Source organism: Hymenobacter plasmatis (genome assembly GCF_020711255.1).
Classification (GTDB): Bacteria; Bacteroidota; Bacteroidia; order Cytophagales; family Hymenobacteraceae; genus Hymenobacter.
On the sequence record NZ_JAJFAW010000037.1, the window covers coordinates 15,341 to 35,829 of the forward strand.

12 protein-coding genes are annotated in these 20,489 nt (G+C 61.8%); 3 read left to right on the top strand and 9 right to left on the bottom strand.

What is annotated here, in order from left to right; genetic code table 11:
• Positions 1-94 precede the first annotated feature (94 nt).
• Entirely contained in the window at positions 95-856 is a 762-nt protein-coding gene (locus tag LJ738_RS20015) for a PASTA domain-containing protein (protein WP_227788126.1), read from the top strand.
• Between the two features lie 91 nt (positions 857-947).
• A complete protein-coding gene (locus tag LJ738_RS20020) occupies positions 948-2,897 on the top strand; it encodes a T9SS type A sorting domain-containing protein (protein WP_227788127.1) in 1,950 nt (649 codons plus the stop codon).
• Positions 2,898-3,020: 123 nt separating this feature from the next.
• Here the strand turns inward: LJ738_RS20020 and LJ738_RS21655 are convergent, their stop codons facing one another.
• From LJ738_RS21655 to LJ738_RS21385, 5 genes are all read right to left on the bottom strand, one after another.
• Complete coding sequence (locus tag LJ738_RS21655; protein WP_227788135.1) at positions 3,021-3,506, bottom strand: fasciclin domain-containing protein; 486 nt, start codon at positions 3,504-3,506, stop codon at positions 3,021-3,023.
• Between the two features lie 1,615 nt (positions 3,507-5,121).
• Positions 5,122-8,361: a choice-of-anchor Z repeating domain-containing protein gene (locus LJ738_RS20030; RefSeq protein ID WP_227788128.1), complete on the bottom strand. Its 3,240-nt coding sequence runs from the start codon at positions 8,359-8,361 to the stop codon at positions 5,122-5,124.
• A gap of 499 nt (positions 8,362-8,860) precedes the next feature.
• Entirely contained in the window at positions 8,861-9,238 is a 378-nt protein-coding gene (locus LJ738_RS20035; protein ID WP_227788129.1) for a cupredoxin domain-containing protein, read from the bottom strand.
• A 57-nt stretch (positions 9,239-9,295) separates the two neighbouring features.
• Positions 9,296-11,578 carry a heavy metal translocating P-type ATPase gene (locus LJ738_RS20040; RefSeq protein ID WP_227788130.1) on the bottom strand — a complete coding sequence of 761 codons (2,283 nt, stop codon included), beginning with the start codon at positions 11,576-11,578 and terminating at the stop codon, positions 9,296-9,298.
• 448 nt (positions 11,579-12,026) lie between these two features.
• The gene (locus LJ738_RS21385) at positions 12,027-12,149 is read right to left on the bottom strand and encodes a hypothetical protein (RefSeq protein ID WP_262907761.1); all 123 of its coding nucleotides are present in this window, start codon (positions 12,147-12,149) and stop codon (positions 12,027-12,029) included.
• Between the two features lie 136 nt (positions 12,150-12,285).
• Here LJ738_RS21385 and LJ738_RS20045 point away from each other — a divergent pair, with 136 nt between their 5' ends.
• On the top strand, positions 12,286-14,577 hold the full coding sequence (locus LJ738_RS20045) for a PAS domain-containing sensor histidine kinase (RefSeq protein WP_227788131.1): 2,292 nt from the start codon (positions 12,286-12,288) through the stop codon (positions 14,575-14,577).
• A 208-nt stretch (positions 14,578-14,785) separates the two neighbouring features.
• On the opposite strand, the gene mgtA is transcribed toward LJ738_RS20045, so the two are convergent.
• The 4 genes from mgtA to LJ738_RS21660 form a co-directional block, all read right to left on the bottom strand.
• Complete coding sequence (mgtA, locus tag LJ738_RS20050; protein WP_227788132.1) at positions 14,786-17,344, bottom strand: magnesium-translocating P-type ATPase; 2,559 nt, start codon at positions 17,342-17,344, stop codon at positions 14,786-14,788.
• A gap of 20 nt (positions 17,345-17,364) precedes the next feature.
• Positions 17,365-18,135 (bottom strand): hypothetical protein, encoded by a 771-nt coding sequence (locus LJ738_RS20055; protein WP_227788133.1) that lies wholly within the window; start codon positions 18,133-18,135, stop codon positions 17,365-17,367.
• Positions 18,136-18,495: 360 nt separating this feature from the next.
• The gene (locus LJ738_RS20060) at positions 18,496-20,277 is read right to left on the bottom strand and encodes an ABC transporter ATP-binding protein (RefSeq protein WP_227788134.1); all 1,782 of its coding nucleotides are present in this window, start codon (positions 20,275-20,277) and stop codon (positions 18,496-18,498) included.
• Between the two features lie 81 nt (positions 20,278-20,358).
• Positions 20,359-20,481 (bottom strand): universal stress protein, encoded by a 123-nt coding sequence (locus LJ738_RS21660; protein WP_410779930.1) that lies wholly within the window; start codon positions 20,479-20,481, stop codon positions 20,359-20,361.
• Positions 20,482-20,489: the final 8 nt, after the last annotated feature.

Consider the following 20,489-nt stretch of genomic DNA (forward strand, 5'->3'; position numbering starts at 1 on the left):
CCAGCCACCCCAATTTCCGCTTTGCGAAAATATCCCTTCCTTAATAAGGTGGGGAGTTTTTCGTTCTTTGCCTAAATAATTTGCTCCTACCAAAATGGCTTTCCTTTCTTCTGATACTCCGCTCGACGTTCTCAAGCACCTGCTGCTCATTCTGGCCGTGGGGGTAGTGCTCGTGCTGGGCTTCTTTTACGTTTACCTGCCCGTGAGCACCCACCACGGCGAGACCATCACGGTGCCCAAGGTGACGGGCATGAACGTGGCCGACCTGGAAAACTACCTCGACGAGCGCAAGCTGGCCTATTTCGTGGACGACTCCAGCTACAGCCCCAATATCCGGCCGTTTACGGTGCTGGTGCAGGACCCCGCGCCCGGCGAAAAAGTGAAGGAAGGCCGCAAAATCTACCTGCAGGTGAGCATGAAGAACCCGCCGGTAATTAAGATGCCCAAGCTCACCGACGGCTCCATGAAAAACGCCCAGCTCATCCTCAACAGCTACGACCTGGTGGTGGGCCAAATCCAGCTGGTGCCCGACCTGGCGCAGAATGCCGTGCTCAAGCAGCTCGTCAACGGCAAGGAAATAGCCCCCGGCGCCCCCATTGCCAAAGGCACCAAGGTGGACTTGGTGGTGGGCGACGGCCAGGGCAACCAGACGTTTCCGGTACCCAACCTCATCAATATGCCCGAGGACGAGGCCATTACCCTGCTCATTGGCCAGGGCCTGCAGAAGGGTGAAGTATTTGAGCAGCCGGCCGAAGAAGGCCAGGTGCCCGGCACCGTGGTGCGCCAGCGCCCCGTGGCCGGCCCCGATGCCACCATCCGCATGGGCCAGCTAGTGGATATCTGGGTAGCCAAATAAGGAGGCAACCCCGCGGCGCGGCCACTTGTATAGCGTTGGAGATAAGCAATATTCTGCTGCGCTCGGCGTTGCCGGGCCTTAGGTTCTCTCTATGACAACACTCTTCCGCAAGATTGGCTGCCTGCTGCTGCCGGCGCTGCTTTTGGCCGCCGGAACTGCTTCGGCCCAGGTAGCCCCATCCCTACCACTGGCCGCCGACCCCGCCCGGGCCGCCTACGCGCCTTCGGCCGCCGAATACTTGGCCCTGCGGCGCAGCACCACGGCCCTGACGCTGCCTTTCTTCGACGATTTTACCTCGCCCCTCGAAGGCCGGCCCAAGGTGCAAAACTGGCTGCCCACCGGGGGCGCCCTGGTGAGCAACCGCCTGGCGGTGCAGCCCCTCACCCGCGGGACCGCCACCCTCGACGGCCTCCGGGCCAACGGGCAGAGCTACAGCGGCGTCATCAACAGCTCCTACGGCACCATCGACTCGTTGACGTCGCAGCCCATCAACCTGGGCGGCCTCAGCACCAGCGACCAGGTGTACCTCAGCTTTGGCTGGCAGGCCGGCAGCATTGTGGGCGTGCCCAACGGCAACACCAGCAGCACACCCGTGCGCCTGGAGCTCTTCCTGAAAACCAGCACCGGCACCTGGGAATCGGCCTGGGTGTACCGCAGCGCCCGCCAGCGCACGCCTTTCAAGCAGCAAGTAATTGACCTGAATGTGGCCAAGTACCTGCATGGCGACTTCCAGTTCATGTTTATCGCCAGCGGCAATACGTCCGATAATAGCGACGGATTCAGTGTGGACTACGTGGTGCTGGACCGCGGCCGCACGCGCGGCCTGGCCGATACCACCTTCGTCGACATTGCCACCAGCGCGGGCCTGCGCGGCGGCAATCCGTCGGGGGGGCTGCGCAGTCCGTTGCGCCGGTTCGCGGCCATGCCGGTGTGGCAGTTCAATGCTGCCGCGCCGCCCACCAGCGAGCTCAACCCCCGCTTGGGCGTGAACCTCAGCAACCTGAACGCGGGCTTGCTGCCCATTCCCATCGATGTATTCGGGAGCGTGCGGGAGCTGCCCACGGGCGCGCCGCTCGGCAACTGGCTGCAAGCCAGCCGCGCGTTGCCCGTCAACCCCCGCCTGGACAGCGTGACGGGCCACGCCAACCGCGTAGCCGTGCCCACCTCCGGCACGCCCAAGACCCTGCGCTACACCCTGGCCCTCAACACGCAGGAAGGCAACCCGCGCACGCTGCCCAACGACACGATTTTCCGGGACGTGGAGCTGAATAATTATTACGCCTACGACGACGGCACGGCCGAAAACATTACCCAGCTCATCCCCTACTCCACGGGGCAGGCCTCGGCATTTGCCTACCGCTTCGACCTCAACCAGCCCGACTACGTGCGGGCCCTGCGCCTGTACCCGGTGTTCACCGCCTCGGACCGCGCCAGCCGGTCCGTCACGGTGAGTGTGTGGGACGACGCCTCGGGCCAGCCCAACCCCGTGCCCCGCGCAGCCAAGACGGTGGTGATGCCCAACCCCCTGCCCACGGGGTGGCAGTATTTTGAAGTCACCTTCGACCAGCCCGTTCGCGTGACGGGCAGCTTTTACGTGGGCTTCTCGCAGCCGTCGCAGGGCCGCGACCTGCACTACGGCCTCGACCTAAACAGCACGTTCCCTGCCAAGCACCTCTGGCGCCGCGACAATACTGGCGCCTGGGACACCGCCAACTTTGTTCCCCGGGGCACGTCGCCGCGCGGCGCCCTGATGATGCGCCCCGTCATGACCAACAACGTGGCCACCGCCACCGCCGCGGCCCGCGAAGCGGCGGCCTACAGCCTCTACCCCAATCCTGCGCACGGTACCGTCACCATTGCCGGCCCCGCCTTTGCCCGCGCGGCGGTTCTCGATGCCGTGGGCCGCACCATTTGGGAGCAGCCCACCGCGCAGGCGGGCCAGCCCAAACTCGCCTTGCCCTACTTGCCGGCAGGCGTCTACACCGTTCGGCTCACCCTGGCCGATGGCCGCACTGTGGGGCGGCGCCTCCTGCTGGAATGACGGAAGAGAAACTACCACACACAAAAAGGCCCGCCAGATTATCTGGCGGGCCTTTTTTGTATTCTTAAGAAGAGAAAATTATACCAGAATTGGTTACTTCCTTCATCCTAAATACCAGCTTACTTATTTAGCCGGCATCAGCACAGTATCAATAACGTGGGTTACTCCATTGCTGGAAATAACGTCGGGAATGGTCACGCGGGCCATGCCACCTTTGGCATCTTTAATCATTACCCCATTGCCGTTTTTCATCACAATCAGCTGCTCGCCTTCCACGGTGGTGAGCACCTGGCCGGGCGTAAGATTGCCGGCGGTGTAGCGCCCGGGCACTACGTGGTAGGTCAGGATTTTGGTGAGCGTGGGCTTCATCTCGGGGGTCACCAGCGAGTTCATGGTGCCGGCGGGCAGCTTATCAAACGCTGCGTTGGTGGGAGCAAATACCGTGAAGGGGCCGGCGCCTTTCAGCGTTTCGGCCAGGCCGGCAGCTTTCACGGCAGCCACCAGCGTGGTGTGGTCGGAGCTACCCGCGGCATTGTCTACGATGTCTTTATCTGCGGTCATCATGGCCCCGCCTACCATCACACCGCCCGTGCCGGTGCCCATTCCCATGGCTCCAGCACCTGTGGCACCCGCGCCGGTAGCGCCGGTTCCAGTGGCACCCGTTCCGGTAGCGCCCATGCCCATATCACCTGTACTAGTGGCTGAGCCGCCCATGGTGCCATCGGCGCGAGGTTTTGTCTTCGCTTTCATTTTGTCGCCGGCGTCCGATTTGCCTTTGACTTTCATCTTGCCATCGTCGGCCATTTTGGTTTTGGTCGTCGTCCCATCGACCTTCGTTTTGGTCTTGTCGGCGTCGCTCTTGGCTTTCACCACATCTTGGGCGAATGCAGGCGCGGCAATAGCTGCGCTCAGGGCTAGAGTAGCTAAGAAAGGTTTGAGGTTCATGGCGTTGGGTTTGAGTGAAAGAAATTCGCTAAGCCATCTATACGTATCGGGCACCACTTTGGATGTAACCCATTGAGGAGCTTAAACATAAATCAATCCCTATCTGACTAGAATAGGGCACAAAACCAGCACTTTTCTCAAAGGCTTTGGTCAATTCGCCCAAGCATGCGCATCCCTTTCATTCATTGCCCCATCTAGGTAGGCCACTGTACTCTTCCCTCCTGCCCCATGCCGAAAGACCTCAAGCCCTGAGCCTGAAACGCACTAAACCCCCGAACTGGCCTTCGACCAGTAGTCCAAGCTCCGACGCGACTACGAAGAGCCCACGGGTGGCCTCACCGACGAAGCGCGACCACGCCCTAATAGATTCCAAGCACGAGCTGCAGCTATAAATCAGCTACACACCAACGAAGTTGAGCTACTCATGCCGGCCAGCGGCAATTCCCACAAAAGGCTCCAAGACCCTCTATTCCCTTCTGCCCGAACCTGGCGCCACACAGTGGCCCAGGGCTCGAATGAATCCAAAGCCACCGAAGTCGTACCCATTCCGCTGGTATAAGCCGAAGACGGGATTCCACGCGGCGAAATACGAGCGGCGCGCTATGACGCTTTGCCTGTTCACGCTTCGCAGATTCCAGCAATAAGGCCGCTGATTGAGCTGTGGACAGCAACGCCTTATGGCCCAATGTCATCCGGTCTGGTTCAGCTAAAATTATCCCTGTTCCCTGATAATTTACTGAATTTTATGCAGTTACCGACCTGGGCGCACTTGTAGTGCCAGGATTTTTCGCCGCAGAGCCCCGGTTCCCCGCAGTGGGGCGTGGAAGCGATGCTAAAAGTTCTTGACGCAGCCGCAGCATCTGTGCCCGGCGCTCCTCTTGTTTGCGTGCGGCGTATGCTTCGTACGCCAAGTCTAATGCTGTTTTCATGCCGAAATGTATGGATAAAATGTAATTAAATACAAAAAAAATATCTTTTTTATTTTTTTTGAACTACAGCTTTTACAGCGAAAGCCACAACCTGCACGCACAGTCAACATTTCGGAATTAGGGAAGCAATTTTTAACTACACTGCTTGCAGGAAGCCAAGCGAAATTCAGCTCAATTTCATCATGGGCTGCTCTAGCTGCACAGTTGCTTAACGAAACAAAGTGGCTCAACCTATATGGGCCCCTTTCACGGAGAAATACTCACTCGTTGTGTAGTAGAGTAAACAAAAAAGGTCTCCCCGCTATCGCGGGGAGACCTTTTTAAATAGCCTGGCAGTCTAGAAAACCTGACTATTGCTTCTGGATGCGACGCACAGCGGTTACATTACCCTGACGTACTTCGAGCAGGTACGAACCCGCAGCGAGTGAGCTAGGCAACAGCAACTGCTTGTCAGCAGCCAGAGCAGCCATGGGCACTACTACGCGGCCGGTGAGGTCACGCAGGGCTACCTGGGCAGCGCCCGAGCCGGGCAGGGCAACCGTTACACGGTCCTGGAAGGGGTTGGGGTAAACCGACAGGCCGGGCAGGTTCTTGCTGGCCAGTGTGGCCGAAACCAGGTTGAACGTAGCCGTGCTGGTAGCGGTGCCACCAGGCGTAACCACCGCGATGAAGCCGCTTACGCTGCCCGTGCCCGTAGGCAACACCAGGGTGATGCTCGTGGGTGAGTCTACCGTGAAGGAAGTAACCGCGAAGCTGCCAATCGTGACGGCAGTAGCACCGGTAAAGTTGGTGCCGGTGATGGTCACCGTGGTGGTGGGGCCACCCGTGATGGGCGTGAAGCTCGCGATGGTCGGAGCAGGCACGGTTACGGTGAAAGTGAAACCAGCCGTGGTACCGCCGCCAGGAGCCGCGTTAGTTACCGTTACGAGGTAGCTGCCGGCAGTGGCAACCGCCGAAGCCGGAACCGCGGCCGTGAGTTGCGTTGCCGATACATACGTGGTAGTCAAAGCCACGCCGTTGAAATTCACCGTCGAGCCGGTGATGAAGTTGGTGCCGTCCACGGTCAAGGTGAAGGCGGCGCTGCCAGCCACGGTGGTGGCGGGGGTAATGCCCGTAATGGTGGGCACCGGGTTGGGCACAAGCACCGTGAACGTAGTGGTGCTGGTGGCCGTGCCAGTGGGCGTGGTAACTGCAATGGCACCCGAGGTAGCAGCGGCTGGCACCGTAAAGGTCAGGCTAGTGGCATTTACCACCGTGAAGCCGGTGATGGCAACCCCGTTGAGGGTAACAGCCGTAGCGCCGGTGAAGTCGGTACCCGTTACGGTAACGAGGGTGCCGGGCAGGGCGCTGGCAGGCGTGAAGCTCGCGATGGTCGGAGCAGGAACGGTTACGGTGAAGGTGGCGGCCGCCGAGGTGCCGCCGCCGGGAGCCGGGTTGGTCACCGTCACGTTGAAAGCACCGGCGGTGGCCAGGGCCGTAGCCGGCAGGGCCGCGGTGAGCTGCGTAGCCGAAACATACGTGGTGGTCAGGGCCGCACCGTCAAAGTTCACAACCGAGGTGGCCAGGAAGTTGGTGCCATTCACGGTGAGGGTTTGAGCAGTTGCGCCAGCGATGGCGGTGGCTGGTGCCAGGGTCGTGATGGTAGCCACCGGGTTGGGCGCTATCACCGTGAAGCTGGTGGTGCTGGTAGCGGTACCCGTGGGGGTGGTAACGGCGATAACGCCGGATGTAGCCGTAGCTGGCACGGCAAACGTGATGGTCTGCGCATCAACCACGGTGTAGCCGGTGATAGCAACGCCATTCAGCGTAACAGCGGTAGCGCCGGTGAAGTCCGTGCCGGTGATGGTAACCGTGGCGGCGGCCAGGCCGCTGGTTGGCGTGAAGCTCGTGATGGTAGGCGCCGGAACGGTAACGCTAAACGTGGCATTGGCCGAAGTGCCGCCGCCAGGTGCGGCATTCGTTACGCTAACGTTGAAAGTACCCGCAGTAGCAACGGCCGTGGCCGGAACCGCCGCGGTGAGCTGGGTGGCGGACATGTACGTGGTGGTCAGGGCCGTGCCGTTGAAGTTTACCACCGAGCCGCTGATGAAGTTGGTACCGTTAACGGTCAGCGTCAACGCGCCGCTGCCGGCTACGGCCGTGGCGGGCGTGATGCTCGCAATGGTCGGGGCCGGGTTGTCGGCGATGAACGTCAACGTGCCAGTGCTGGTAGCCGTGCCGAAAGGCGTGGTAACGGCCAGAGTACCACTGGTAGCGCCAACCGGCACCACGAAGGTGAGGGTGGTGGCATTAACCACGGTGAAGCCGGTGACGGCCACACCATTGAGCGTCAGAGTCGTGGCGCCGGTGAAATCCGTGCCCGTCACCGTAACCGTGGTGCCGGCTGCCGCCGAGGTAGGCGTGAAGCTGGCGATGGTAGGTGCTAATGCGAAGTTGGTGATGGAGATGTCATCAACGTTGATGCGGGGAAGGCTAGTAGCCGGGGCAATGACAGTGGTGGTAGTGTTGCTAATGCGGAAACGCACGTTGCCAACTTGGTTCACCGTGAAGGTGTAGGGCGTGAGCGTAGCCGTGAGGGCCGCTGGAGCACCGGGCACCGTAGTGAAAGTAGCACCGCCATCGGTCGATTTTTCGAGAATGAAGTTAGTGGGTGCGTCGCTGCCATACAAGGCAGCATTGACAGTCACTACCCCCGCGCCGGTCGGTTTATCGAAGTCCATGCGGATGAAGCCAGCCCGGATACGTGCCGATTTCAGGCCGTTAAACTTATCAGCAGACAAGGTGCCGATGAGGGCATCCGAGAAGGTCCAGGTTCCACTGGCCAAGCCCACCGTGTCAACCGCGTAACCTCCTTTGGTACCCTTTTCAATATTCTCAAAGGCACCGGCTGTGCTGGGGTTACTCACAATGAAGGTGAGACTGTTTGAGGTGCCGCCTGCGCTCGTGACGGTAACCGGGAAACTGCCTGCAGTGGCCAAAGCCGTGGATGGGATAGTTACAACCAGCGAAGTTGCCGTGCTGCTAGTCTGGGTGTAGCTTACCCCGTTAAAATTGACCGTCGAAGCAGGAGTAAAGTTCGTGCCCTTAATAGTCAGCGTAATATCGGGGCCTCCGGCTACCCGGGCATTAGGGGTGAGGCCCGACGATGTGGAAAGGGTTGGCGGCAGGTAGAAGATTCCAGTGCTAGTAGCTGTACCGTCAGGAGTAGTGACGGAAATGGTACCATTAGTAGCCGTGGCCGGTACAGTGAATGTGATGGTTTGGGCATCCACTACCGCGAAGCTGGTAGCAGCCACCCCGTTGAGCTTCACTGCGGTTGCGCCGGTAAAGTCGGTGCCCGTAATGGTGACCAGCGTGCCGGTACCTACTGCGCCGCCCGTTCCCGAAGTGGGGGTGAAGCTGGTGATGGTCGGAATCGCCGTTACGCCCCGCAGTGCAGCAGCATGAATGCTGGCCTTGACGGAAGTAACGGAACCAAGGTCAGCGGCTTGGGCTGAAGAAACAGCAACCATCAGCCCCAGTGCGGCGGCGAATTGATTGATTCTGTTTCCTAAACGCCCATTGGCATTAGAAAAGGAAAAGTGTTTCATAGTCTTGAAAAAATGAAAATAAATGGGTAGAATTAAAACGAAGATATAAGGAGAATATGAACATATAGCGCGATTAGACTCACTTTCCACAAAAAAATAATGCTTAGTCTTAGAAGCTGAGTGCAATTCCAAAGCTGAACACTGAGTTATTGCCTAATATCCAATAAGCTAGCCTTTCCGCGGGCAGCGAAATGCGGCAGTGTTCAGCTTTAACCCCAGAAAAAGAAATGCCCGGAACGGCTATGCTTATGGGAGTTCACTGGGCAAAAAGAACCCAGCTCCACGGAAGTACTCACGGCAGCAAGTGCCAAAAGGCTTATGCCTGAGACTGCCTCGTTCCCAGATGATTAACTGACACTTAAGCGTGGCTCGTGGCCACGCTGCAGCGGCCAGGATGCCGGCCCAACTGCAGTTGCCATGCGATTAGCCTGTTAAAGGCTCCAAAGTTGAGCTAAATCCGCGGCGCCTTTTCCTCCACTCCCTTAGGTGTGCTTCCCTCCTACTTCACCACGATGGCCCCGCGGAGCATGCCCATGCCGCAGGTAAACTCGAAGCGCCCGGCCTGCTGCGGCAACAGCTCCACCAGGGTCGTCTGGAAGGCGGGCAAGTCGCGCCGGATGCTGAAGTCGGGCATCAGCAATTCCTCGGAGCAGCTGTTTTCCTCGTCGCGGTAAAAGTTGAGCTGAACGGGCTTGCCGCGCTCCACCTCGATTACATCGGGCGAATAGCCGCCTTTCACGATAATGTCTACTTCCTGCACGCCGCTGGACGACGATACCGCGCTGGCGGTTTGGCGGGGTGAAAAGAAGAAGTACCAGAGCACAAACCCCGCCAGGCCCAGCCCAACAACGGTGACGATGATAGCAGCAGTATCCATTTTAAATGAGGAATGAACCGTGAGAAATGAGGAAGTATGGGGTGGAATTCTTCATTCTTAATTCCTCATTGGGGCAAAGCGCCTTAGCCGCAGGGAGTTGGTGAGCACCGAAACCGAGCTGAGGGCCATGGCGCCGGCGGCCAGCATGGGCGAGAGCAGCCACCCGAAGAACGGGTACAGCAGCCCCGCCGCGATGGGAATGCCCAGCGTATTGTAGATAAAGGCGAAAAACAGGTTTTGCTTGATGGTGCGAATGGTCTGCCGCGACAGTTCAATGGCCAACACCACGCCGTTCAAATCCGAGCGCATAAGCGTGATGCCGGCCGCTTCCATGGCCACGTCGGTACCGGCGCCCATGGCCAGCCCAATGTCGGCCTGGGCCAAGGCGGGCGCGTCGTTGATGCCGTCGCCGACCATGGCCACCACCCGGCCTTCGGCTTGCAGCGCCTTCACTTTGCCGGCCTTGTCGGCGGGCAGTACCTCCGCGAAAAAGCGCTTGATACCGACCTGCCCGGCCACCTTGGCGGCCGTCTGAGGATTGTCGCCCGTCATCATTACCACTTCAATTCCCAGGGCCTGCAGCCGCTGAACGGCGGCCAAGGACGTGTCGCGCACGGTATCGGCCACGCCGATGATGGCCGCTGCCTGGCCCGCTACGGCCACATACAGCACCGTGTTGGCGTTATCCAATAGTAGCTCGGCCTGGCTGAGCAGGGCAGCCGGCACGGCCACGCCCTCGTCCTCCAGCAAGCGCTGATTGCCGATGAGCACGGGCTGGCCATTTACCGTGGCCGCCGCGCCCTTGCCTTCCACGGCCCGGAAATCGGTAATGGGCAGCTGAGCGGCGCCCTGGGCCTCCGCGTAGCGGAACACCGCGGCCGCGAGGGGGTGCTCGCTCTGCCTCTCGACCGCGGCTACCATCTGGAGCAGATGAGCGGCATCCTGGCCACTAGCGGGCACAAAGGCCGTGACGGCAGGCTCGCCCTTGGTGATGGTGCCGGTTTTATCGAGCAGCACGGTGTTCACTTTGTAGGCTTTCTCCAGGGCCTCGGCGTTGCGAATCAGCACGCCGTGTTCGGCGCCCTTGCCGGTGCTCACCATGATGGCCGTGGGCGTGGCCAGCCCCAGCGCGCAAGGACAGGCGATGATGAGCACGGACACGAAGTTGACCAGGGCCAGCGGCAGCCGGGTGGCCACCGGCGCCAGGTCGAACCACAGCACGAAGGTGAGCAGGGCAATAACAACCACCGTGGGCACGAAGATGGCGCTGACCTTATCGGCCAGCCGCTGAATGGGCGCGCGGCTGCCCTGGGCGTCTTCCACCAGCTTCACTATCTGGGCGAGCATGGTGTCGGCGCCCACTTTGGTTACCCGGAAGCGAAAGGCGCCGGTCTTGTTGAGCGTGGCCCCAAAAACCGGGTCGCCGGCCCGCTTTTCCACGGGCAGGCTTTCGCCGGTGAGCATGGCCTCGTCCACGGCCGAGTGGCCTTCGGTGATGACGCCGTCGGTGGCCACTTTTTCGCCGGGGCGCACCAGCACAATATCCTGCAGCTGCACCTGCTCGATGGGCACATCCACTTCCTGCCCGCCGGCCCGCACCACACGGGCTGTCTTGGCTTGCAAGCCCATCAGCGTGCGGATGGCGGCCGAGGTCTGGGTTTTGGCGCGCATCTCCAGCACCTTGCCTAGCAAAATCAGGGCAATGATGGTGGCGGTGGTGTCGTAATACACCTCCGGCATCAGCCCGTGGCGCATGAAGAAGCCCGGCACCACCGTTGCGGCCAGGCTATACAGAAACGCGGCGCCCGTGCCCACAGCAATCAGTGTGTCCATATTGGCCGCGCGGTGCCGGAAGCCATTCCAGGCCGAGCTGTAAAACTCGCGTCCGCTGTAGAGCAGCACGGGCAGCGTGAGCCCAAGCAACACATAGTTGAGCCACTGCAGATTGACCCGCTGCGCCAGGGCCGGCCACAGCATGAGCATGCTCAGCGGCATGATGACCACGGCCAGCCCCACGGCCACCCAGAATCGGCGCTTGAGTTTGCTATAGGCAGCAGCCTTCTGCCGGTCGATTTCGGCCTGGCGGTCGGCGGCGCTGGTATCCGGGGCGCGCTCCGTCACGCCGTAGCCGGCGTTTACTACGGCTTCCTTAAGTGTCGCTGGGCTGGCCTGGCCGGGCACGTATTGCACGGTGGCTTTTTCGGTGGCAAAATTGACCAGGGCGCTGTGCACCCCCGGCGCGCGGCTGAGCGACTTTTCCACGACCGATGCGCACGAGGCACAGGTCATGCCTTCAATGTCGAGGGTGGCGGTTTCGGTTTTTTCGGTAGTGGGAGACATGGCACGGGTGGCGCTAAAGCGCCTGGAGTTTCTGATTGCGCCCTTAGAAATTGGGCTCAGAACGACAGTACAAAGGAACGGCTTCTTTCAGGCCGCGGTGGTACGGAATCCTGCGCCAGACTTGCAGAATTTGAGGCTTTTGATAGTTGACGCATCAGCAATAACATTCGTGGGCCCGGTTGGGCTCCATTTCTATTTCACTAAAAAACCATTCAAATAGCAAGGCCCGAATCGATGCCCTATCTACCTCGGCACGGTATCTTGGTCTGGGTGGGCGGGAACTGCAAACCACACTCTGCCAAATTCACTCTTTCACTGAACCTCGCAGTCAGCCTTCGGCTCGGCTGCTTCTCTGTAAAAGACGCCTCGTATACAGGATAAAATCCTCGAGCTTCCCGCAGGCTGCAGGAAGTAATCGCAGTAACTATACTCGTCGGGTGGGCGTCCCCTAGGAGGCCACCCGGGCGCTGACCACCGTCTCCTCTTCGTAACCGGACAAGGCCACGGTCAGATACGAGGCGGCAACCTGACCATCAACCAGGTGCTCCGGCGGCTGGAGGCGCAGGAGCACGAGTAACCGGGTGTTTGGCAGGAAGCCGGGCGCCGGCGGCGCCCCTGCGCGAGGCCCGGGGTGCTTCCGCCATCCCAACCGGGAGGTTTCCGCTTGCCAAACCCGTACCTTACTGAAAATTCAGGTTACCCGCCCTTTGGGACCTGCTACCGTGCCGATTCCCGACCCATCCCTTCCCAGCCTGTCCCAGCCCGCCGCCGACGCGGCGGCGCACCGCCAACGGCTCCACGCGCTGGTGCAGGACGCGCCGGCCTGTTTGGCCAGCCTATCCGGACCGACCCACGTCGTCACGGTGAGCAACCCGCTGTTCCGGCAGCTGTTTGGCGAACGAACCCTGGCGGGCCTGTCCCTGCGCGACGCGCTGCCGGAGCTGCTGGACCAGCCGTTTTTCGCCTTGCTCGACCGGGTGTACGCCACCGGCACTATTTGCCACGGCCCCGGGGAGGTCGTATTCCGCGATGCCACCCGTTCCGACCCGCGCGGGCCGGTGCATTTCACCTTCATCGCCCAATCCCTCCGCGACACCCGGACGGGAAACGTCACGGGCCTGCTGCTGTTCGCCTATAACGTGAGTGCCCACGTGCGGGCCCGCCAGGCGGCCCCCGCCCAAGGGCACCAGCCCGCCGTGACCGCCCGGCAGCTGGCGGTGGCCAACGAGGCGCTGGCCACCAGCAACGAGGAGCTGTCTGTGACCAATGCGGAGCTGGACGCCACCATCGACCAGCTCACGGATAGCAACCGGCACCTAGCCCGGGCCAACGCGGACCTGAAATCTGCCAACGCCGACATTCGGGCCCACGCCGCCGAGCTGCACATCAGTCAAAAGGCCCTGCGCCAGCTCAACCGGCAGCTGGAAACCCGTGTGCGGGAGCGCACCGGCCAGCTGCACGCCGCCCTGCGCGAGGCCGAGCAGCAGCGCGCCACCATCGCGGCCGTCTTCGACCAGACGCCCGCCGCCGTGTGCCTGTTGCGCGGTACCGCGTTGCGCGTGGAGTATGTCAACGAGAGCTACCAACGCCTCTACCCCGGCCGGGCGCTGCTCGGCCGCCCCCTAGCCGAGGCCCTGCCCGAAGTCGAAGTGCAGGGCTTCCTCGCGCTGCTGCACCAGGTCTACGCCACCGGTCGGCCGTACCACGGCCAGGAAATACCCCTCGTCGACGAGGGCCCGCACGGCCCCCGCACGCGGTTCTTCGATTTCACCTACCAGGCCTTCCGCGAACAGGGCGCCGTGGTGGGCGTGGCCGTGTGTGCCTTCGACGTGAGCGAGCAGGTGCGGGTGCGCGAGCAGGTGGCCGTGGCCATCTTCCGGGGCCCGCGCTACATCATTGAGCTGGCCAACCCCGCCGTATGCGCCATTTGGGGCCGCACGGCCGAGCAGGTGCTCGGCAAACCGCTCTTCGAAGCCCTGCCGGAGGCGGCCGGCCAGGGCTTTGAGGAATTGCTCGACGGCGTGCTGGCCACGGGGGTTCCGTACGTGGCCAATGAGCTGCCCTCCACGCTCGACCGGGGCGGCCGGCGCGACACCGTGTACTGGAACTTCGTGTACCAGCCCCTGCCCGACGCCGACGGCCGCATCACGGGCATCACGGTGGTGGCCACCGACGTGAGCGAGCAGGTGCGTGCCCGGCAGGTGCTCGAAAAGCTCGGGCACGAGCTGGCCACTGCCTACGCCACCCTGCGGGTGGCCCACGTCGATACGGAGCTGGCCAACGCGGCCCTGTGCGAGAGCAACACCCACCTGACGCGCACCAACGCCGACCTCGACAGCTTCGTGTACGCCGCGAGCCACGACCTGAAGCTGCCCGTGCTCAACCTGGCCGGCCTCATCGGCGAGCTGCGGCGGGGCGTCACCTTCACCGACCCGGCCGAAGAAGGCCTCCTCATGCCCCTGATTGAGCAGACCCTGCGCCAACTCACCGCCACCCTCGACGACCTGTCGGCGTTGGGGCAGATGCAACAGGCCGCGCTGGCCCCGGCCGAGCCGCTGGACCTGGAGGAACTGGTGGCCGACGTGCTGCAGGTGCTCGAGCCCCAGCAGCGCGCGGCGCGCGCCCGCGTCTCCGTCGACTTCGCGGCGCGCCCCGTCGTGTCGTACCCCCGCGCCAGCCTGCGCACCATCGTGCTCAACCTGCTCAGCAACTCGTTTAAGTACGCCGACCCGGACCGCCCGTGCCGGGTCCACCTCTCGCTCTGGCTCGACGCGGGCCAGCCGGTGCTGTGGGTGAAAGACAACGGCCTGGGCTTCGATGCCGCGGCCCACGGCCCCGACCTGTTCCAGCTCTTCCGCCGCTTCCACACCCACACCGAGGGCACCGGCGTGGGCCTCTACCTCGTCAACCGCCTGGTGCAGGCCGCCGGCGGCCACATCGAAGCGGAAAGCCGCGTGGGCGAAGGGGCCACATTTCGCGTCTACCTCGGCCTGAAGTAGGCGCGGGTGGCGAGGAATTAGTCGACCCAATGGTCGCGTAGTTCAGGAAACCGGTGATTTTGGCGGGCTATGCATGGTGGCTCCTCCCACTCACATCAGGATACTTTGCCGGGGAGAGAGGGAGCTAATTCCTGGCTAGCTTATTAGAAAGCTAATTAGAATCGCTGTGAGCTCAATTCTGGCCCAGCCAATTTCAGCCCAACGTGCATCAATGGTTTACCGCATAGCGGCGGTAAAACCAACGCTTTAGCGCCTCCGCCGACAGCACGTACGTGGCCACAATCAGCAGAATAGCGCCTAACAGCCGCCAGGGCAAGGGCGTAAAGCCAAACGCTTGGGCCAGGGGCGAAAACGGCAAGGCCAGAACCACCAGGGCCACACCGGCCGTGGCCACCGCCAGCCAGCGGCCGGGCCGCGACCGAAAGAAGGGCCGGCGCGTGCGCACCACCAGCACCACCGCCGACGCCGACAGCACCGACTCGACAAACCAACCGGTCTGAAAAAGGTGCTCGCCGGCCCGGAACACCAACAGCAGCAGGCCGAAGCTCGCGTAGTCGAACAAGGAGCTGAGCAGGCCAAAGGCGAGCATGAAGTGCCGGATAAACCGCAGGTCCCAGCGGGTGGGCTGCGCCACGGTGTCGCGCTCCACGTTGTCGGAGCCGATGGCCATTTCGGGCAGGTCGGTGAGCAGGTTGGTGAGCAGAATCTGGGTGGGCCGCAGCGGCAGAAACGGCAGAAACAACGACGCGCCGGCCATGCTGAACATGTTGCCGAAGTTGGCGCTGGTGGCCATAAAAATGTATTTCATGGTGTTGGCAAAGGTGCGCCGCCCTTCACGCACCCCGTTGATAAGCACCGTGAGGTTGTGCTCTAGCAGCACCACGTCGGCCGATTCCTTGGCCACGTCCACGGCCGAATCGACGGAAATGCCCACATCGGCCTCGTGCAGGGCGCTGGCGTCGTTGATGCCATCGCCGAGGTAGCCCACCACGCACCCCGCCTGCCGCAAGGCCCGGATAATGCTCTCCTTCTGGTTGGGTTCCACTTCGGCAAAGACGTTGGTGGCCACCACCCGGTGGCGCAAGGCCTCCAGGCTGAGCTCGCGCAGGAGCGCCCCGGTCAGCACCTCGGGGCTGGCGATGCCCACGCGCCGGGCCGTACTGGCCGCTACCAGGGCATTGTCGCCGGTTATCATCTTGAGCTGAACGCCCAGCCGCCGCAGCTCGCCCAGCGTGTGGGCGATACCGGCCTTGGGCGGGTCCAGCAGCACGACGATGCCCACGAAGGTCATGTCCACCTCATCGGCCGTGGTGATGTCGCGCAGCCCATGGGTGGGCTTGGTGGCCAGCGCCAGCGTGCGAAATCCCTGCTGGCTCAGCTCCTGGTAGGTGTGCTCAATCTGGCCCCGAAAGTCTGCCAGCGGGGCCACCGTGCCCGTGCCGGTATCCACAAACCGGCACACCTCGAGCACATTCTGCAGGGCGCCTTTGGTAATCATCAGCAGCTCGCCGTCCAGCTCGGTGAGCAGGGTGAGGCGCTTGCGAATGAAGTCGTAGGGCAGCTCATCTACCCGCTGGTAGGCCGACAGGTCGGTGGGCTGAAAGGCCAGAATGGCCTCGTCGATGGGGTTGTGAAAGCCCTGCTGCAGAAAGGAGTTAATCTGGGTCAAAAGCAGGGCCCGCGCCGATGGCTGACCGGCCACGTCGATGATGCGGTCGACCTGCACGCGGCCTTCGGTCAGGGTGCCGGTTTTGTCGGCGCAGAGCACGTTCATGCTCCCAATGTTTTCGATGACCGACAGGCGCTTGACGATGACCCGGTGCTCGGCCATGCGGCGGGCGCCCTGGGCCAGGTTGATGCTGATAATGGCCGGCAGCAGCTGCGGCGTGAGCCCCACGGCAATGGCCAGCGAAAACAGCAGCGCACTCAGCACCGGCTTGTGCAGGCTCACGTTGATGCCAAAAATCAGCATCACGAGCAGCAGGGTCAGCTCCAGCAGCAGGTAGCCAAACTGCCGGATGCCGCGCTCGAAGTCGGTTTCGGGCGGGGCCGTGCTGATGTGCCCGGCAATGCGGCCCAGCTCGGTGAGCGGGCCGGTTTCGGCCACCAGGGCCCGGCCGCTGCCGCTCACCACGTGCGCGCCCATAAAAACGGCGTTGTGGCGCCGCGCAATGGGCGTGTCGGCGGGCAGCGTGCCGGGCTGCTTGCCCACCGGAAAGGTTTCGCCGGTGAGGGTGGCTTCGTTCACAAACAGCTCGTTGGCTTCGAGCAGGCGGCAGTCGGCCGGCACCAGGTCGCCGGCGCGCAGGCTCACCACGTCGCCGGGTACCAGCTCGCTGGCCGGCAGCGGGGTTTGCTGCCCGTCGCGCCAGGCCGTGGTTTTCACCGTCACCAACGCCAGCAGGTGGCCCATGGCGTCGGAGGCGTTCTTTTCCTGCCAGAAGCCCAGCCCGCCGCTCAGCAGCAAAATGACGAAGATGATGACGGCGTCGGTGGCGTCGCCGAGGAAGAATGACAGCACCGCCGCTCCCAGCAGCAGCAGCGAAACCGGGCTATTGAACTGGTTGAGAAACAGGCCCACTGCCGACGCCTCGGCATGGGCCTGCAGCTGGTTGGGGCCGGCCACCTGCCGGATTTTGGCTGCCTGTGCCGTGCTCAGCCCTGCCGGCGTAGCCCGGAGCCGGGCCAGCAGCGCTTCCGCCGGCAGCGCCCAAAAGGCTTCCGGTGGTGCCTCAGCAGCAATCGGCATGGTTGCGGTGGCCTCCATGAGCTTATTGAGCTAAAATTCTACAAATCGAAGGGGTCGCGGCCCTGCAGCAAATCCACGCTGAGCACCACCCCCAACCACGGCTTGCCCTGATAAATCCAGGCGCGAGCCGCCGACCCAAAGGTGAAATCGGCCCCAAGCGCCAGGCCCACATTCACGCGGTTTACCCCGAGCACGAGGAAGCCGCCCGGAGATATGGTGGGCACCTCCCGGATGTAGCCGATGGGCTGCTTCAGGTTCTTTTTTGCAGTATTCAGCTCCTCGGTGCCCAGGGTGAGGAAAGCTCCGGGAACGATGGAGTACTGCGAAATCCGCTTGCTCAGGAACTGCCCCGTGGGCTGGTGATAATAGTTGCGGTAGGTGTGAAAAGAGTATTTCCAGCCCAAGGAGATGCCCACATCAAAACTTCCCACGGCCCGATACTCCAGCGTATCGTGCAAAGCTGGCCGCAGCTTTACCGGAACCGTAATGGCCTGAAAAATGGGGTAGGACTCAAAGAACTGCAGCTTTTGACCGGCGTAATACCGAGCATTCGCGTTTTGGGCAGGCTGGTCCCGATATGGAAAAAAGTACCGGAGGCCGGCCGAATCTGCACCCGCAGCCGGAGGCAGCACCTTTATGGCAACTCCTTCTTTGGCGAGGCTCAACTGCGCCAGCGCGTTGGTCGGCATCACCACGGCTTTCACCGAAGTTGAGCCACCGCCCTCCTTCCGACCTTGGTAAAGCGTTTGGCCCTGGGGAATGCGAACCGCATTTATTATCCGGGTATTAACGCACGAAGCCTGGACCAAAGCAAGGCTCAGCCCTAAAAGCAGGCGCCAGGCTAAACTGCTTTCCAGCCAGCCAACACAGAGCCTTAGAAAAGCTGAGAATCCGTGTTTCGCCATGACCAACCAGCTTGGATTGATTGCCTAAACAGTAGTCGTTTGAGTTTCCACAGTTGGAATTAGAAAACCAAGCTATTGCCTGGCTCCCTACCACCACCGGTGGAAAAGCAGAGAAAGTGAGAAAACAGTAAGGGTTAATTTGGAGAAGTTGCTATCGACTTGCCGGGGCGTGCAGGCATAGGCTTAACTAAGCACCATCCGGCTAGGATGCTCCTAATAAGGTGGCGGCCGACATAGAAGTAGCTGCTAAGTGAATGAGGAAGGTTAAATGGTCAGGGTTTGGGCTATTTTCTCGATGTTGAGGCTGCGGGCCGAGGCGTCGAAAATGCGGCGGTAGGCCCCGTCGAGCTCGTATAGCTGCCGGTGGGTGCCGCTTTCCACCACCTGGCCTTTCTGCAGCACATAAGCAAAGTCCGCATCCACGATTTGGGACAGGCTGTGCGAGATGATGACCACCGTGCGGCCCCGCTTCAGCGCATCGATGCTGGCTTTGATTTGCTCGGTTGTGATGGCGTCGAGCGAGGCGGTGGGCTCGTCGAGGAAGATGATGGGCGGGTTTTTGAGGAACAGCCGCGCAATGGCGATGCGCTGCTGCTGCCCTCCCGAGAGCTGCTGGGCATCGGTTTCGTACCCCTCCGGCAGCTGCACGATTTGCTCGTGCAGGAAGGCTTTGGCCGCGGCCTGCTCCACCTCTTCCCGGCTGGCCTCCATCAATCCATAGCGGATATTTTCTTCCACGGTGCCTTTGAAAATGTGGTTTTTCTGCAGCACCAGCCCAATTTGCTGGCGCAGGGCGTGGGTGTCGTATTCGGTAAGGGGAATGCCGTCGAGCAGCAGCTCGCCGCGCTGGGGCAGGTAGAACTTGCAGAGCAGGTTGATGACCGTGCTTTTGCCGGCACCGCTCAGCCCCACCAGGGCGGTAGTTTTGCCGGCCGGGATGGTGAGGCTCACATCGTGCAGGGCCTGCGTGCCGCTGGGGTAGGTGAAGCTGACGTGGCGCAGCTCGAAGGTGCCGCGCAGGTGCGTGGGCAGCACCGGGCCGCTGGGCTCCACGGCATCGGGGGCGTCCAGCATCTCAAAGAACGCCTCGGAGTAGGTGTGCACCTCGTTCAGCTCGTCGTACATGCGGTGGAGCTGGCGGATGGGGGCCGATACGTTGCGAAACAGCATGATGTGGAACATGATGGCCCCGAGCGACATGCGCCCGGCCAGCACCAGATAAGCCGTGAGTACCACGATGAACACCACGCCCAGCTGCTCGACAAAGGATTTTAGCCCATCGAACAGGAAGTTGGTCTTGCGCATGTTCAGCTGGGCATGCCGGAGCTGCAGCTGCAGGATGTTTTGCTTTTGCTCCTCGTAGTCTTCCCGCACGAAGCTCTTGATAACCACGGCCGAATCGATGAGATTGAGCAGCCCGTGGTTTTTGTCTTCGCGCAGCCGGCGCATCTGGCTGCGTACGTCACTGAGCCGGAGCGCCTGCCAGTAGCTCAGCCCAAAGTAGACCGGCAGCACCGACAGGGCCACCACCCCCAGCTCCCAGCTGGCCGCGAACATGATGCCCAGCGCCACCGCGGCGTTGGCCAGCAGCGGCAAGATGTCGATAAACATGTCCTGCACCAGCTTCATGAGGCTGTCCACGCCCTTGTCGAGGCGGGTTTGCAGCCGGCCGGTTTGGTTGCCTAGCTCCGCGTAGAAACCCAGGCGGTAGGAAAGGATGCGCCGCACGGCATCCTGCGACAAAGCGCTGGACACGTAGATGCGGATTTCTTCGCCGAAAAAATTCTGCCCATATTCCAGCGCAATGGTAATCAGCTCCTTAGCAATTAGAATGAGGCTAATCGTGAGGAGCAGCGGGGTCCCGCCGCGCAGCCCCTGGCCTTCGGCCAGCAGCCGCTGCACCGAATCCACGGTGTAGCGCAGCACGAACGGGTTGACCTGCGCCGTGATGGCCCCTATCAGGGTGAGCAATAGCGTGGCTGCCACGAGGCTGCGATAGGGCCGCACGTAGGGAATCAGGCGCCGTATAATCTGCCACAAATTCATCGAATACCCAGCCTATACGACTGTTTTACTACTACTTAAAATTCACGTACCCATCCCGTGAGTTCCCCCTGAAATCTCAGCTCAAGCCTCGGTAGCGGGCAGGACGAGGACGGGGATGGGGCTGCGGCGGAGCAACTCGGCCGTGACGGAGCGGTGGAACACGCCGCCGAGCAGCGTGTGCGGCCGGGCCGGCACGACCAGCAGCTCGGCCC

Excerpts from the sequence above, each read along its gene's own strand:
- LJ738_RS20035 (WP_227788129.1), bottom strand. The coding sequence starts at position 9,238 with ATGGATACTGCTGCTATCATCGTCACCGTTGTTGGGCTGGGCCTGGCG.
- LJ738_RS21655 (WP_227788135.1), bottom strand. The coding sequence starts at position 3,506 with ATGGGAATGGGCACCGGCACGGGCGGTGTGATGGTAGGCGGGGCCATG.
- LJ738_RS20040 (WP_227788130.1), bottom strand. The coding sequence starts at position 11,578 with ATGTCTCCCACTACCGAAAAAACCGAAACCGCCACCCTCGACATTGAA.
- LJ738_RS20015 (WP_227788126.1), top strand. The coding sequence starts at position 95 with ATGGCTTTCCTTTCTTCTGATACTCCGCTCGACGTTCTCAAGCACCTG.
- LJ738_RS20060 (WP_227788134.1), bottom strand. The coding sequence starts at position 20,277 with ATGAATTTGTGGCAGATTATACGGCGCCTGATTCCCTACGTGCGGCCC.
- LJ738_RS20030 (WP_227788128.1), bottom strand. The coding sequence starts at position 8,361 with ATGAAACACTTTTCCTTTTCTAATGCCAATGGGCGTTTAGGAAACAGA.
- mgtA (WP_227788132.1), bottom strand. The coding sequence starts at position 17,344 with ATGGAGGCCACCGCAACCATGCCGATTGCTGCTGAGGCACCACCGGAA.
- LJ738_RS20020 (WP_227788127.1), top strand. The coding sequence starts at position 948 with ATGACAACACTCTTCCGCAAGATTGGCTGCCTGCTGCTGCCGGCGCTG.